The 15669-nt window shown below is 37.6% G+C and carries 13 protein-coding genes and 1 pseudogene; 11 read left to right on the forward strand and 3 right to left on the reverse strand.

Annotated features, from left to right (window positions below; translation table 11 throughout):
* Positions 1-121: 121 nt before the first annotated feature.
* Positions 122-1327: an MFS transporter gene (locus CVD27_RS12485; RefSeq protein ID WP_101648267.1), complete on the forward strand. Its 1206-nt coding sequence runs from the start codon at positions 122-124 to the stop codon at positions 1325-1327.
* 356 nt (positions 1328-1683) lie between these two features.
* On the opposite strand, the gene CVD27_RS12490 is transcribed toward CVD27_RS12485, so the two are convergent.
* Positions 1684-2313: a GntR family transcriptional regulator gene (locus CVD27_RS12490; RefSeq protein WP_101648238.1), complete on the reverse strand. Its 630-nt coding sequence runs from the start codon at positions 2311-2313 to the stop codon at positions 1684-1686.
* A 98-nt stretch (positions 2314-2411) separates the two neighbouring features.
* Here CVD27_RS12490 and CVD27_RS12495 point away from each other — a divergent pair.
* The 4 genes and pseudogenes from CVD27_RS12495 to CVD27_RS12510 all read left to right on the forward strand — a co-directional run.
* A pseudogene (locus CVD27_RS12495) lies at positions 2412-2657 on the forward strand (GntT/GntP/DsdX family permease); the annotation flags it as partial.
* Positions 2658-2849: 192 nt separating this feature from the next.
* Entirely contained in the window at positions 2850-3998 is a 1149-nt protein-coding gene (locus tag CVD27_RS12500) for a Gfo/Idh/MocA family protein (RefSeq protein ID WP_101648240.1), read from the forward strand.
* A gap of 15 nt (positions 3999-4013) precedes the next feature.
* Entirely contained in the window at positions 4014-4895 is an 882-nt protein-coding gene (locus CVD27_RS12505; RefSeq protein WP_101648241.1) for a sugar phosphate isomerase/epimerase family protein, read from the forward strand.
* Positions 4896-5128: 233 nt separating this feature from the next.
* Positions 5129-6547, forward strand: a complete 1419-nt coding sequence (locus tag CVD27_RS12510) for a sugar porter family MFS transporter (RefSeq protein WP_101648242.1) — start codon at positions 5129-5131, stop codon at positions 6545-6547.
* Positions 6548-6817: 270 nt separating this feature from the next.
* On the opposite strand, the gene CVD27_RS12515 is transcribed toward CVD27_RS12510, so the two are convergent.
* Complete coding sequence (locus CVD27_RS12515) at positions 6818-7654, reverse strand: AraC family transcriptional regulator (protein ID WP_101648243.1); 837 nt, start codon at positions 7652-7654, stop codon at positions 6818-6820.
* A 258-nt stretch (positions 7655-7912) separates the two neighbouring features.
* Between CVD27_RS12515 and CVD27_RS12520 the strand changes: the two genes are divergently transcribed.
* The 4 genes from CVD27_RS12520 (at position 7913) to CVD27_RS12535 (ending at position 12958) form a co-directional block, all read left to right on the forward strand.
* On the forward strand, positions 7913-8821 hold the full coding sequence (locus tag CVD27_RS12520; protein WP_101648244.1) for an AraC family transcriptional regulator: 909 nt from the start codon (positions 7913-7915) through the stop codon (positions 8819-8821).
* A 307-nt stretch (positions 8822-9128) separates the two neighbouring features.
* The gene (locus CVD27_RS12525; RefSeq protein WP_101648245.1) at positions 9129-10070 is read left to right on the forward strand and encodes a sugar phosphate isomerase/epimerase family protein; all 942 of its coding nucleotides are present in this window, start codon (positions 9129-9131) and stop codon (positions 10068-10070) included.
* Positions 10071-10129: 59 nt separating this feature from the next.
* Entirely contained in the window at positions 10130-11329 is a 1200-nt protein-coding gene (locus CVD27_RS12530; RefSeq protein WP_101648246.1) for a Gfo/Idh/MocA family protein, read from the forward strand.
* A gap of 207 nt (positions 11330-11536) precedes the next feature.
* Positions 11537-12958 (forward strand): sugar porter family MFS transporter, encoded by a 1422-nt coding sequence (locus tag CVD27_RS12535; protein WP_101648247.1) that lies wholly within the window; start codon positions 11537-11539, stop codon positions 12956-12958.
* A gap of 36 nt (positions 12959-12994) precedes the next feature.
* On the opposite strand, the gene CVD27_RS28065 is transcribed toward CVD27_RS12535, so the two are convergent.
* The gene (locus CVD27_RS28065) at positions 12995-13165 is read right to left on the reverse strand and encodes a hypothetical protein (RefSeq protein WP_180960255.1); all 171 of its coding nucleotides are present in this window, start codon (positions 13163-13165) and stop codon (positions 12995-12997) included.
* Positions 13166-13542: 377 nt separating this feature from the next.
* On the opposite strand from CVD27_RS28065, the gene CVD27_RS12540 reads away from it, so the two are divergent.
* Positions 13543-14403 carry an AraC family transcriptional regulator gene (locus tag CVD27_RS12540; RefSeq protein WP_101648248.1) on the forward strand — a complete coding sequence of 287 codons (861 nt, stop codon included), beginning with the start codon at positions 13543-13545 and terminating at the stop codon, positions 14401-14403.
* A gap of 328 nt (positions 14404-14731) precedes the next feature.
* A complete protein-coding gene (locus CVD27_RS12545; protein WP_101648249.1) occupies positions 14732-15652 on the forward strand; it encodes a sugar phosphate isomerase/epimerase family protein in 921 nt (306 codons plus the stop codon).
* Positions 15653-15669: the final 17 nt, after the last annotated feature.

The raw sequence follows: 15669 nt of genomic DNA on the forward strand, positions 1-15669 counted from the left end.
CCCAGAGGGGTCATTTTAATATCTTTCGGTAATTAATAAGGTCTATTGGCTACCCAGTTGAATCATTTTCATAGTCTTCAGTCTTTTTTTCTTAAACTTTATTACCTTGGAGGTGGTATGCCTGAGTACATTACGATCGAATAGAAACAAATATCTTTTTATTGTCGTTTCCTTTCTATTGTGGTTTCCGCAATTTCTCTATGTTCCTATCTTTTCTCCTTATATGGAATCATTGGGTGGAAAGTATACATTTATTGGGATTGTATTGAGCAGCTACGGGATTATGCAGCTTTTATGCAGACTTCCGATTGGAATCTTTTCTGATGTAAAGAAAGTTAGGAAACCATTTATCATTTTTGGCATGTTGGTCAGCATGGTAAGTTGCGGAATCTTTTTATTTACAGATAGTTTAGGCTGGATTCTCGCAGCCCGCGCGCTTGCAGGAATTTCAGCAGCAACGTGGGTCGCCTTTACCGTCTTATATCCAAGTTATTTTGCTGATCATGAAGTCCACCGGGCAATGGGGAGTATTTCATTTATTGTCGTTCTTGCCCAGTTTTTAGGGATGAGTTTCAGTGGTTCAATCGTAAGTGAATGGGGTTGGAAAGCTCCATTTTGGTTGGCTGTATCTTTCAGCATTCTCGGTGTAATCCTGTCCCTGTTTATTTTTGAATCAAAAGAAGGAATAGAGAGGGAACCGCTTAAGGTGAAGGAATTAGCGACTGTTATAAAAGAACCATCATTGTTGAAGGTGGCTCTCTTATCGATTTTGGCACACAGTATTATTTTTTCAACGATGTTTGGATTTACATCCAACTATGCCCTCCAGATTGGCTTTACGAAAAGTGAGCTAACATGGATCGTGTTTGCGTTTATGATCCCTCACGCCATTGCCACTCTTTTTATGGGTAGAGTATTGGTTCCACTTTTGGGTGAATGGAATGCCCTAAAAACAGCCTTTTTCCTTGCCTCTGTTTTTACGTTACTGATCCCATTCGTTCAGAGTAAAGGATTATTATTGACCGTACAGATTTTTAGCGGATTTTCACTGGGCTTAATTTTCCCGTTGTTGTTGGGATTGGCCATTGAAAAAATTGCACCCGAAAAAAGAGCGACCGCCATGGGTGCCTACCAGGCGATTTATGCTGTTGGTATCTTTGCAGGGCCATTTTTTACAGGGATATTTAATTCACTTATTGGAATTTCAGCCGGATTTTGTTTTGTTGGGGTACTGGGATTATTGGCTACGCTTCTCATCATCATTTGGGGGAAAGATCATGCTGAATTGGCGGAAAAATCTGTCAAAACGAGCAAGGCTGGTGCCTAGTCAATGTTATTAAAGAAATCTATTAAAAATTAGGATGGAGAGTTTATGAAATATATGGATGTCATTTATAGAGGAAAAGAATATTTATTGTTATTCGAGTATGCTTCCGGTTTTTGTGAAATACGAGAAAAAACAATCAATATAATATTAAATTAGTACATTTTTCCGAATTAGAACAACAGTCCGGCTAGATTGTAGATTAAAAAGTTCCATTGTAGACTCCCTAATTTAAAAAACCTACTATGGCAGTAATGGAGCTATAAATAACCCAAAAAAGCATCTGGTAATTTTCAGATGCTTTTTTATACTTCGAATTTATTATTTGTGTACCATGTATAGGAATATTAGGCCGAGGATTAGCTGTCAATGAGATGTAAACAAAAATCTAAATCAGCTTGTAAGTGACTATTCATTAGTAATTCTGCCTTTTGACCATCTCTTTCTTGAATAGCCTTATAAATTTCTTCGTGTTCGTCTATTAAATGAGGGCGGTTATAAAAAATAACTGTTTTTCGGAAAAGATAAATCATAGATTGCATCTGATCTATAATATCAATCATAACGGGGTTATTACTGGCATTGACAATAATTTCATGAAAACGCTCATTAGCGCTCATCATTTCTTCAAAGTTCCCTTTCTTTCCGATCTCAACACATTCATATAAAGAATTAATTTCATTTTCGGTTAAATAGGATGCAGCACATTGGGCGGAATAGCCTTCTAATAAAATGCGGACTTGAAACCTATTTCGCAAGTCTTTTTCAGTAGGCTTGACCACCCTTTTATTCACAATCAGTCCTTCATGCTCCAATTTTCGAATGGATTCCCTAATAGGTGTTCTGCTGACACCCAATTCTCCCGCAATTTTTTCTTCAACAATCTTTGTACCCCCAGGAAGTTCTCCATTTAAAATCTTGTCACGAATTATTTCGTAGGATTGATGGAATGCAGGACGAGAACGATCACTTCCTAACACAATTTTCACCTCAATATTTTCACTTACTAAGTATATGATATCAAATTTCTTGATAAAAAAATACGAGGGTAAGAGAGGATTAAGGCTTATTTACTCCAAAACATTTTAAAGAAGAAGACATGCCTGGTTTTGGTATCAGTATGTTTACCGCTCTTATTCCAGTTATTTTTATCGCATTCCAGGCTATAGTTGAAATTGTCGCAACAAAATCAAGTCTTTTGCCAACAGCGCAGTTTTTAGGTAATCCAGGTGTTGCACTTTTAGTTTTTATCGGTAAAACGGCTAAAACTTGGTCGGTTATGGTTACGATTGCGTCTCTTGTTGGCCTAGTCGGTGTATTAACCCCTTTTTAATTAAAAAGGGGAATTTTTTACTTTTTAAGTGGATCTCTCTTTCAAAATACTTCGAAGTTTTGAACACTTCTACAAAGAGCAAGATGTTTAAGTAAATGAGCAATATTACTTAATGTAATTGCGTGTTTATTGTAATAAAATCAAAGGTGTAGAAAGCAATAAATAATAGTGATTTGAGAAGGAGAGATACATATGAAGGAGATCAGAATAGGACTTGTCGGTGCAGGATGGATGGGGAAGGCTCATACTAATTCATTTTTAAATGCTTTAATGTTGTTTGGACCGGACTCCGGAAAACCCGTTTTTGAAGTGGTGGCAGATGTAAGTATTGAGGCAGCTAAGGTTGCGTGCGAGAAACTTGGATTTTCAAGATGGGTTAATCATTGGCAAGATGTTGTTACGGATCAAAATGTGGATGTCGTGGATATCGCTACGCCAAATGCCTTCCACTATGAGGTAGCAAAAGCAGCTTTAGAAAATGGGAAACACGTTTACTGTGAAAAACCACTAACCCTTACGGCAGAGCAATCGAAAGAATTAGCTGAACTTGCTAAGCAACAGGGAGTCGTAAATTATGTTGGTTACAACAATGTGATGAATCCTGCAAACGCTTATATTAAAGAACTTGTTTCTTCTGGTAAACTAGGTAAAATCATGAGGTTCTCCGGAACTTACGACCAGGATGGACTATTGGATCCAACATTGCCAATTACATGGCGTCACATCAACAAACATTCTGGCAGCGGTGCACTTGGTGATCTTGGTTCACACCTACTTAGTGTTTCTCAGTTTATCCTTGGAGATATCAAAAGTGTAAATGCTTTATCGAAGATCATTATTCCAAAAAGACCTAAACAAGCGGGTTCATCGGAACTTGCAGATGTAGAAAATGATGACTTGATTAATATTCTTGCAGAATATGAGAACGGAGCAATTGGCACAATTGGGGCAAGTCGTGTGGCAACAGGGCACAAAAACTATCTTTCATTTGAAATTCAAGGAACCGAGGGGTCTGTCTACTATTCGCTAGAAAGAATGAACGAAGTGAATGTCTACTTCACGTCCGACAATAGTGCAGATCGAGGCTTCAGAAATGTATTTCTTGGTCCTGATCATGCAGGATACAATGCCTTCTATCCTGCATCCGGGATTGCGATTGGATACAATGATATGAAAGTTTTAGAGGCACATGAACTGCTTTCTGCCATTACGGAGGGCAAGCCATACGCGTGTGATTTTGAGTTTGGTTATAAAATTGACAGAACTGTAAGCGCTATTCTGGAATCTGCCGCAGAAAGAAAATGGGTAGAAGTAGAAAAGCAAGTAGCAGCAGTCATTTAAAGGAGGAAAGAGAACATGAACGTCAAAATTGGAACAGCACCAGATTCATGGGGAGTATGGTTCCCAGAAAATGAAAAACAGACACCATGGGAAAGATGTATGAATGAAATGGCTGAAGCCGGATATGCTGGAATTGAACTGGGTCCCTGGGGATACCTTCCGAATGAATACGATCGCTTAAAAGAAGAACTTGAGAAAAGAAATCTTGAATTGACCGCAACAACCTTAGTGGGAGATCTTACATCCGATCGCAAAACGGAGGAACTGATTGCTTTGCTGGATGAGATGGCCAAGCTTCAACTGAAATTTGAAAGTGCACAATATGTTGTCTTGATTGATGATTGTTATACCGATCTTTTTACCGGTGAATTGGTAAGACCGCGAGTTTTAGACGGTGCAGACTGGGACAAGTTTATTGCCAACATCATAAAAATCCGGAATCATGCGAAATTAAATTACGGTTTGGAAGTGGTTTTTCACCCTCATGCCCAAAGCCATGTTGAAACGGAAGAGCAAATTGAAAGACTCTTGAATGACACGGATATTAATCTCTGTTTGGATACAGGTCATCATGCGTACGCGGATGGAGATCCGGTTGCCTTTATGCGAAAACATTACAATCGAATTCCTTATCTTCACTTGAAAAGCTGTGATCTAAAGGTAAGAGAAAAAATGCAAGTACAGAAATGGTCCTTCGCAAAAGCGGTGAGTGAGGATATCATGTGTGAGCCAGAACTTGGCGTTGTCGATATGAAAGCCTTCGTGCAAGTCCTAGAGGATATTGACTTTACAGGTTGGGCAATCGTTGAACAGGATATGTACCCTGCTCCTTTTGAGAAACCATTTCCAATAGCAAAAAGAACCAGAAAATACTTAACAACAATTGGTATGGGCTAAGCTTTGAGAGCCTGGTTGACAGGCTCTCGTGCTTTTAATATGATATGGTAATACCATTTTCAGAACATGACAACACTACTAAAATACTCTAAGAATGGTTTATTTTTTAATACGAATAGAAAGCGATTACAATGTTGGTTTTAGGTGATTGGAGAATCGGATAGACTTCTATATTGCTAAATACATAAAGTAACTGGACTAACATGTAAACTAATGCAAAGGGGAAATTTAACATGGAAAGTATCAGAGTGACTGAAAAGTCAGTTCAGCTGGAACATGCAAAGAAAAAGGACCCAGAAAAGTTTTTGAAGTTAGTTACCATTGTATCAACCTTTGGGGGACTATTATTTGGTTATGATACAGGCGTTATAAATGGTGCACTTCCATTTATGGCTAAACCTGATCAATTAAACTTAACACCTTTCACGGAGGGTTTAGTCGCAAGTTCTTTAGTATTAGGCGCTGCTTTTGGTTCCTTATTTGGGGGACGTTTATCGGATCACAAGGGGCGCCGTAAGGCTATCATGTATCTTGCCATTTTATTTTTGTTTTCTGCATTAGGCTGCGTCATCGCCCCCAATACAACTGTAATGGTTATTTTCCGTTTTCTATTAGGACTTGCTGTCGGGGGTGCTTCTGTAGTCGTTCCATCATATCTCGCCGAAATGTCACCTTCAGCACGCCGTGGCAGGTTAGTGACTCAAAATGAATTAATGATTGTGACTGGACAGTTTCTTGCCTACGTATTTAATGCCGCCCTTGGAAATGTTTTTGGAGATACAGGGCATGTATGGCGTTACATGTTAGTGGTTGCTACATTACCAGCTGTGGCGCTTTGGATTGGAGTCATTATTTTACCTGAAAGTCCTCGTTGGTTAGCTTCAAAGGGAAGAGTTGGGGACGCACTACGAATACTTAAACAGATTCGTCAAGAGAATGTCGCTGAGCGAGAATTAGATGAAATTAAAGCCCATCTCTTAGAACAGAAAAAAGCAAAGAGAGTGACATTCAAAGATTTGGGGATACCTTGGGTTCGACGGATTATCATTCTTGGTATGGGGATTGGAGCTATATCGCAATTAGTAGGAATCAACTCGATCATGTACTACGGAACCCAAATTCTTCAAAATTCTGGTTTTGGAACAAAAACCGCATTGATCGGAAACGTAGCAAATGGCTTAATTTCTGTCATTGCCGTTATTGTTGGAATGTCCATCATGCACAAAGTGAATAGACGGACCATGTTTCTTACCGGTTTAATCGGTGCAACCATTGCGCTTATTTCGATTGGGATAGCAACTTTAACCCTTGCTGGTTCGCCAATGCTGCCATATGTAGTATTATCAATGACCGTCCTATATTTAGCTTTCTTTCAAGGAGCTATTGGTCCGATGACATGGCTGACATTATCAGAAATTTTCCCTGCCCGTTTACGTGGTATGGGAATGGGGATAGCTGTTTTGTTTTTATGGATTTGCAATTTTCTAGTAGGTATGTTTTTTCCTGTTCTTTTAAATGGAATTGGACTTTCAGGAACATTTTTCATATTCGCTGTATTTGGTATTTTGGGTGTCATTTTTATAGCAAAATACTTACCTGAAACAAGAGGGCTGTCATTAGAACAAATAGAAGATAATTTTAAGGCTTTATAGGAAAGCTCTGTTAAATTTGGCTGTTGATTTCCGCTCCAGGCGCTCGCTTTCCGCGGGCGTGCCGGGGAGCCTCCTCGGCGCTTATGCGCCTGCGGGGTCTCCCCTGCCCCGTACTCCCGCAGGAGTCGAGCGCCTTCCGCTCCAATCAACAGGGTAAAAAAACAACAATATCCTTTAACAGAGCCTATAGGAAAGTAATATCAGCTCACGATAAAAATCACTTCCAAATTTGAAGTGATTTTTTATTGGGCGTCTATGCTCGTTAGGTTCCTAGAATTGTATTTCCCTAAACTGCTTTGGTGTTAGGTTTGTATGCTTTTTAAAGGTTGTTATAAAGTGGGTATCACTATTGAATCCTGATGTAATAGCAATCTTCTTGATTGAAAGATTCGTGTTCTGAAGCAATTGTTTCGCATGGTTTATGCGAAAGTTAAGGACGTATTCATACGGCGAGTATCCAGTATATTTTTTAAATACACGTGAAAAATGAAAGGGAGTTAAATTGACGTATTGAGCTAGCTCCTTAAGATTGATCTCGGTATCAAAGTGGTTCTCAATATAGGCAATCGCTTGGAGGATAATTTTTTCTTGAATATCGGTTGATTCATTTGAAATCTCATTCAACTCATACATAATTTTATGAATGTTCATAGAAACAAAATGCTCATTGATATTACCCTTTTCGGCCATTTGGAGAATTTGATCCATGCATTCTGGAATGACAAAATTATTCTCGATGGAAAAAATGCATCCACTTTTCTCAAAAAGAAAATCAAAATAATGTTGACTGGCAATGCCTGAAAAATGAAACCATTCAAAGAAGACATTTTCATTTGCCAGGTATGTATGCGGTTCATGGCAATTGAGAAATACAAGAGTGTTTTTTCTAGCTTGATATTCCTGTTCTCTATATCGAATAGTCATGGATCCTTTCCTAATCAACATGATAAGAAAGTTGTTGTAATTTTTTCTTTCCACGATATATTTATCATCACAGTGGAAAAGGCCAGAATCATGCAAACAGTAAAGCGCCTCTTTAGCAAAATCACTAGGAATATGAAAAAAGATCTCAGATTTTTGCAATACGCCTTTTTCAATGATCTTCATAGTGCTCTCCTTAAATTGATAAAAGCAATATATTTAAGTAATTAGTAATATCGCCTAATGTATTTGTATTTTTATTATAATAAATTGAAAAAGTATAAAGCAATAAATAAAAGTAATGTGAGTGGGCGTGTTTTCTCGGAAATCTTGTAAATCTTGTTATTGCAACCGTTTTCTCTTATAATGACAGAAATAAATTATTTAATATCTTGCTAGAATGAAAGATTAATAAGGCAGTTGTTTGGAAAAGGAGTGCTTGAATTGGATTTAAATAAATACCTGTCCGGAAAAACTTCCTTGAATGATTATGTCCATCGTTTAAACCAAAATGGTGCCTCTTTTCAAGTCCATTATTGGGGAGTCATGCCGAAACATTATGACAATCAATTACATAAACACTCTTTTTTCGAGGTGTGTTATGTAGTTGAGGGGGAAGGAACTTACATAGACGATCAAAATACCTTTACTCTTGAAGAGAATACACTTTTTTTATCGAGACCTGAAATTTTGCACCAAATAAAAAGTGAAAAGGGATTGTCTTTATTATATGTTGCCTTTGAACTAATTGAAGCAGAGTCGAGTGAAAGCTGGAACAGAATTATGGAGACCGCCAAACAATGCACCGAAGTTATTTTACATAATAAAGATGAAATGGAAACAGCTTTATTATGGAAATCATTGCTTATCCAGGCAACAAAACGGCAAAATGAGTTTTTTGAAGAGATGCTTTCTAATATTGCTTATTCTCTTATTCTCTCCATCTTGCAGGATTTTGTTCCCGCTTTAAATAAGAGTAATCATAAACATGATCCTGAGCAGCATTCAGTTCTCCTTATTCAGGCGCAGTTATATATTCATGACAATCTATCAAATTCCTTGAAACTTACTGAAGTAGCCAAACATTTACACATATCCGGAAGACATTTGTCGCGAGTTTTTGTAACTGAATTAGGGGTAAGTTTTTCAAAGTACGTTCAAGACGAACGAATAAAAAATGCTATGATTTTACTCAAAAAATCGAATTTATCGTTAAAAGAAATTGCTGAGGAAACGGGTTTTATGAATGTTCAATATTTTACCCGTGTTTTTACTTCCATGATGCAAATATCACCAGGAAAGTTTCGCTCTCTGTTTGTAGACCAAAATACAACTACATATTCGCATAACTGACACCTCCACTATTTATATCAGGGGTGTTTTTTTACGATTTAAATTTAATCATTTAAAAAAGATGTCCTTAAAGTATAAAAACATGTCTCTATAATTTAATTACTATTCTGAATTCTTTTTATATAATTACCTATGTAAACAAGGTCATTACAATATCATATAAGGTGATTCATTGGAAAATACAGACATAGAGAAATGAAAGCGAATTCCCTAGAAACAAGTTGATTTGTAAGATGTCCTTAAATTTAAAAACCAAATACTCTCATGCAATAAATTCACATTGAGCAAACAAGGAGGAAAGATTTCTATGAAATTATCTTATGTAACAGATAGCTTAGGCCACTTGCCGTTTGAAAAAATGTTGGATACCGTGGCTGAAATGGGGATTGATACCATTGAAATGACAACAGGAGGATGGTCACCGGCTCCACATTTGCGTCTTAATGAATTGCTGGAAAGTGAAGCAAAAAGAAGTGAATTTCTAGGTGAATTAGAAAAGCGGAATATTAAGCTTTGTGCTTTGAATTGTTCTGGAAATCCTTTAGATCCAGGTGAACTTGGCAAAGAGCACAGAGAAGTAACAGAAAAAACAATGGAATTAGCCGGATTACTTGGTGTGAAGAAGGTCATTATGATGAGTGGTCTGCCGGCAGGAAGCCCGGAAGATAAAATTCCTAACTGGATTACCTATACAGTCAGCTGGCCTCCAGTATTAAAAGATATTTTGGATTATCAATGGAATGAAGTAGCCATCCCGTATTGGAAAGAGTTGGTAAAAAAGGCTGAATTATGCGGTGTCGAAAAAATTGCCCTTGAAAATTTCAGTTCGATGTTGGTTTATAATCCGGAAACATTATTTAGATTACGAAATGCTGTTGGACCTATGGTTGGTTTGAATTTAGACCCAAGCCATTTAATCTGGATGGGGGCTGATCCAATTTTGTCAGCCAGGGAACTGGGAGCAGCGATTCACCATGTTCATGGTAAAGACGTAAGAATTGAAAGACATTTATCAGCTGTTAATGGTGTATTGGAAACAAAAGAGGTTACGGATACAGCAAATAGAGCTTGGAACTATGTAGCTGTCGGCTGCGGCCAGGATTTGCAATGGTGGAAAGAATTCTTCTCTGTTGTACGCATGATGGGATATAACGCTGAAGTGTCACTGGAAATGGAAGATCTGACCATGTCCGTTGAGGCAGGAATAAGAACATCGATAGATGCTTTAAAGCAAACACTTAGCTTTTAATTTTATAGAAAATTCTGTAAAAACAACTAAAAATTATTCAATTGGGAGGAGTTTTTACCATGTTAAATGGAGAGAAAAAAATTGCAAGACCGCTACGATGGGCTATGATCGGGGGCGGGCGAACTGGCCAGGTTGGTTATAAACACCGCATTGGTGCACTAAGAGATAATACAGCTTATCAATTGGTAGCGGGTGCATTCGATATCGATGCAGAAAGAGGAAAAGACTTTGGTGTTAATCTTGGTGTCGATGAGAATCGCTGCTATCCTGATTATAAAAAAATGTTTGCAGAAGAAGCGAAACGGGAAGATGGTATTGAGGTTGTATCCATTGCCACTCCTAATGGTACCCATTATGAAATTACGAAAGCAGCATTGGAAGCCGGGTTACATGTTATTTGTGAAAAGCCTTTGTTCTTTACCATGGCAGAGGGTGAGGAAATTAAAGCACTGGCAGAAAGACAAGGAAAAATTGTCGGAGTAACTTATGGTTTTTCTGGAAATCAATTGTTACTTCAAATGCGGGCAATGATTGAACAAGGCAAAATCGGTGAAATACGTGTCGTTGATTTGCAGTACACACATGGTTTTAGTGCAACCGAACAAGGGGATAAGTCAAATGCTGCCCAAAAATGGCGTGTGGATCCTAAGGTTGCTGGTCCAAGCTTTGTTTTGGGAGATCTTTCAACCCATACTTACTATATGTCCGAGCTGATTATGCCAAATATGAAAATTAAAAAATTATTATGTGACCGACAAAGTTTTATTGGATCCCGTGCTCCTTTAGAGGATAATGCTTTTGTTCTGATGCAATATGAAAACGGAGCAGTAGGCAGACTATGGACATCTTCAATCAATGCAGGATGTATGGACGGCCACAGAATTCGTATTGTCGGATCGAAAGCAAGCCTGGAATGGTGGGATAGCAAACCAAATGAACTAAGATACGAAGTTCAGGGAGAACCTATTCAAACTTTAATTCGTGCCATGCCGTACTTGGATGAAACATGTAATGCGGATGAGCGTTTGGGAGCATTACATCAAGAAGGGTTATCCGAATCTTGGGCAAATATTTATCTGAAATTTGCCATTGCCATTGATGCCAAAAATCGCGGCGATGAGGAAACATTGAAAAATCTGGTATACCCTGATATTAACGCTGGAATTGAAGGGATTCGCTGGATTGAAAACTGTGTTCGTTCTGCAGACAACGGCTCCGTTTGGGTAGATTATGAGAGCAAAAAACCACAGCTAGTGTAAATTAACAGCATCCTTATAAAAGAATACGCCGGGGAGCAATGACCATAGATTGTTCCTCGGTTAGATAAAATATTTTTTTTAACTAGAATGAAAGCGTTTTAAATTAATCGAATTAGCAAGGATCTATATGGGAGTTTATTATTTTAATCTTAAGGAATCTGGCAGAAGAAATGGTACTAAAATAATTAGACAAAGGGGAAATTGAACATGCAAAACCTCAACGTTTCGGAGAATCCAGTTCAACTGGAACATGTCCAGGAAAAGAACCCAAAAAAGTTCTTGAAATTAATTACAACTGTATCAACATTTGGGGGGCTATTATTTGGATATGATACAGGGGTAATTAATGGAGCACTTCCATTTATGGCTAAACCAGACCAATTAAATCTAAATGCCCTTACAGAAGGGGCAGTAGCGAGTTCATTAATCTTAGGTGCTGCTTTTGGTTCCATAACGGGAGGCCGGTTATCTGATAAAAAAGGACGCAGAAGCCTAATCATGTATCTAGCCATTTTATTCTTATTTTCAACAATAGGCTGCGTTCTTGCACCAAATGCCTCCATCATGATTGTTTTCCGCTTTTTGCTCGGTCTTGCTGTCGGTGGCTCTTCTGTGATCATACCATCGTATCTTGCAGAAATGTCTCCATCGGACCGGCGGGGCATGATGGTCACTCGAAATGAATTGATGATCGTAACTGGGCAGTTTCTAGCTTATATATTTAATGCAGTCATCGGAAATGCCTTTGGTGATACAGGACATGTTTGGCGTTACATGTTAGTCATTGCTACATTACCAGCTGTGGCTTTATGGATAGGCGTGGTTATTTTACCAGAAAGTCCGCGCTGGTTAGCATCAAAAGGAAGAATGGCTGATGCACTAAAAGTGCTTCGAATGATACGTAATGAGGGGATAGCCCAACAAGAATTAAATGAAATAAAAGCACATATCCAAGCAGAGCAAAAAATGGAAAAGGCAACACTTAAAGATTTAAGAATACCTTGGATTCAAAAGATGGTATTAATAGGGGTTGTAATTGGATCAATATCGCAGTTAGTCGGTATAAACTCTATTATGTATTATGGAACACAAATTCTTGAAAATTCCGGCTTTGGAACAAAAACAGCTTTGATTGCAAACGTGGCAAATGGATTAATCGCCGTTATTGCTGTTATCGTAGGTATGTCCCTCACGAACAAAATTAACAGACGGACCATGCTGCTTACAGGTTTAACTGGTGTAACCGTTGTTCTAATAACGATTGGAATTTCTACTTTCGTACTTGCTGGTTCACCTGTCTTGCCATTTGTAGTATTATCACTGACAGTCCTATATTTAGCCTTCTTCCAAGGGGCAATTGGTCCTTTAGGATGGCTGATTATTGCTGAAACTTCTCCTGCTCGCATACGTGGTGTTGGTATGGGAATTGCTACACTATTTTTATGGCTTTGTAATTTTATAGTAGGACTATTGTTCCCTACTCTTTTAAGCACACTCGGACTTTCAGGAACATTTTTCTTATTTGCTGTGTTTGGATTCAGTGGGATCGTGTTTGTAGCGAAAAATCTGCCAGAGACAAGAGGGTTATCATTAGAACAAATAGAGGATAACTTTAAAATGAGAGTATAGATAAAAATAAATGAATAACTGAAACGCGGAGATGGTCTAGAGGGCCGCTCCGCGTTTTTTTGTATAGGCTTTGTTAAATGAGATTATTTTTTGTTCGCTTAAAGCAGACATACTTTCATAAAAAACAATTCGTGCTTCTCCATATTGGTCCATTGAATGGTTAAAAGATTGCATTGTATGTTGAATGAATCCCATTATTCTTTTCATCATAATTCCCCCCTAGGAATAATTTGGTTAATTTAATTTTGTACCTTGAGAGTCTCTTTAGCAATCATGATGAAAACGAAAACATGTATGAAAAAAACGCTGACATTCATAATGAAAGCGTGTAAATATAAGTTATTCTCAATATTTCTCTTTTTTTTCCATGTCCAATAAATAATATATGTTAAGTCCGGATGTGTTTCAAATGAGTATTAAGATATCAGGAGCTCCATGTTGCTTGGGCGTGAAGAGTAGAATGAAAAAATAAGTTGTCATTTGAGATATTCATCGTTTAAAGTCTATTTAGAAGGTAATTAAAACACTGGGTTAACAGTCTCATTTATAAAGAAAGCTAAAGCAACGTTTTAGGAGGAATAATCATGACTCAGTATTTTGTAAAAAAAGACTTTAATCCAATATTCGAAAATGGTTCAATCCCCAAATTGCTCTATATTTGTAATGTTGATCCAACCCACACAAGCTTACCTAGAACGATGCATATGCACAATGATCTATTGGAAATCATTTTTATCAAAGAAGGAAATGGCAGTCATTTAATTGGTGAACGACAATATAAAACGCTTAAAGGTGATATTTTAATATATAACGAAGGTGTTCTTCACGATGAATATGGAAATCCGGATACAAATATGAGCGTTTTTTGTTTAGGTATTACAAATGTGAAGCTGCCTTGGTTACCAAAAAATCATTTGGTTTCAAAGGAATCTTCATACGTTTTACGCAGTGGAAAGGATGCTTCGAAGATTGAATCATTGTTAGAAATGATGTATTCACAAGTTTCTGAGGAAAAAGCTGGGGCAGAGGAAATGTGCAGTTATCTGCTGCGTGCACTGCTTACGCATATCTTACAAATACCACAGGAAAACCACGTCTTATCTAAATCAGAGGAATCAGTATTATCAAACAACATCAAAGCTTACATTGATGAACATTATCTGGAGGAAATTTCATTGAATTCTCTTTCGGAAACACTTCACATAAGTCCCTATTATTTAGCACATGTTTTCAAGGAATCGACTGGCTTTTCACCCATTCAATATATTATTCGACGTCGAATCGGCGAAGCACAGTCATTACTTATTAATACAAACGAAAGTGTTACAAATATTGCTGGTATTGTTGGCTACGATAATACCAGCTACTTTACGACCCTCTTTTCTAAAACAGTCGGTATGTCTCCCAAAAAATATCGACAGCTATGGATAAAAAGTAAAAAGTAGAAACTCAGTCTATTCAAATATATGAAAGCTAAAAGCAATAGTCACTATTGCTTTTTATTTTTCCTCTTATTTCTCCCCTAATAGGTATAGCAGCCTTCGAATTTTAAAACGACCAATTATCAATAAATAACAGGATTCTACATTTCTCGGGAAATTTGAAGAATCTCACGTTAAAAAATAATCAAAATCTCTCAAAAACTACAAAAAACAAGATAGTGAAACTTTTTATTATTTATGTAGAATAAACCGCTTAAATTAAACAAGATAGTGAAAGCGGTTAATTTAGACTGAATTTATAATTAATTTATAAGTTTTGGAGGTGTTTCAAATGAGTATTAAAATTTCAGGTGCGCCTTGCTGCTGGGGTGTGGATGATCCAAAAAATCCTTATCTGCCGCCATGGGAGAGAGTTTTAAATGAGGCATCACAAGCTGGTTATAAAGGAATTGAGTTAGGTCCATATGGCTATATACCTATGGACATTGATAGAGTACAATCCGAGCTCGCCAAAAATGACCTGACGATTATAGCTGGGACCATTTTTGATGATTTGGTTTCAGAAAGTAATTTGGAAAATTTGTTACAGCAGGTCGACGATATTTGTTCTTTGATAACGAAACTGCCTCCTTCACCAAAAGAAGAAGGACAAAAATTTCCAACCCCTTATTTGGTTATCATTGACTGGGGGCATGATGAAAGGGACTACAATGCCGGTCATCCAGATCGAGCACCAAGGTTATCTGCCCAGGATTGGAACAGGATGATGAGCCATATTCAAGCTCTTTCAGAACAGGCCAGCAAGTTTGGTGTGCGGACAGTGATCCATCCGCATGCAGGTGGCTATATAGAATTTGAAGACGAAATTAAGCAGCTTTTAGAAGATATTCCTTATGAAATAGCAGGACTTTGCTTGGATACAGGGCACCTTTACTATTCTAAAATGGATCCGGTTCAATGGCTTAAAGACAACAAGGACCGTCTGGACTATATCCACTTTAAGGATATTGATCTGGATGTTTACGATCAAGTTATGGGAGAACCTATTCGATTTTTTGAGGCATGCGCTAAAGGCGTTATGTGCCCAATTGGACAGGGAATCATCGATTACAATTCCATTTATTCATTATTAAAAGAGATCAATTACCATGGTTATATTACGATTGAACAGGAACGGGACCCAAGGAACGCTGATACCAGTTTACGTGATGTAAAACAAAGTGTGGATTATTTAATGAGTGTTGGATATTAATAGATTTTGAAAAAGGA

Origin of the sequence: Neobacillus cucumis, assembly GCF_002860255.1 — a bacterium.
GTDB classification, from domain to species: domain Bacteria; phylum Bacillota; class Bacilli; order Bacillales; family Cytobacillaceae; genus Neobacillus; species Neobacillus cucumis_A.

Coding starts and splice junctions, on each gene's coding strand:
- CVD27_RS12500 (WP_101648240.1), top strand. CDS start 2,850: ATGAAGGAGATCAGAATAGGACTTGTCGGTGCAGGATGGATGGGGAAG.
- CVD27_RS12505 (WP_101648241.1), top strand. CDS start 4,014: ATGAACGTCAAAATTGGAACAGCACCAGATTCATGGGGAGTATGGTTC.
- CVD27_RS12510 (WP_101648242.1), top strand. CDS start 5,129: ATGGAAAGTATCAGAGTGACTGAAAAGTCAGTTCAGCTGGAACATGCA.
- CVD27_RS12515 (WP_101648243.1), bottom strand. CDS start 7,654: ATGAAGATCATTGAAAAAGGCGTATTGCAAAAATCTGAGATCTTTTTT.
- CVD27_RS12525 (WP_101648245.1), top strand. CDS start 9,129: ATGAAATTATCTTATGTAACAGATAGCTTAGGCCACTTGCCGTTTGAA.
- CVD27_RS12530 (WP_101648246.1), top strand. CDS start 10,130: ATGTTAAATGGAGAGAAAAAAATTGCAAGACCGCTACGATGGGCTATG.
- CVD27_RS12535 (WP_101648247.1), top strand. CDS start 11,537: ATGCAAAACCTCAACGTTTCGGAGAATCCAGTTCAACTGGAACATGTC.
- CVD27_RS28065 (WP_180960255.1), bottom strand. CDS start 13,165: ATGAAAAGAATAATGGGATTCATTCAACATACAATGCAATCTTTTAAC.
- CVD27_RS12540 (WP_101648248.1), top strand. CDS start 13,543: ATGACTCAGTATTTTGTAAAAAAAGACTTTAATCCAATATTCGAAAAT.
- CVD27_RS12545 (WP_101648249.1), top strand. CDS start 14,732: ATGAGTATTAAAATTTCAGGTGCGCCTTGCTGCTGGGGTGTGGATGAT.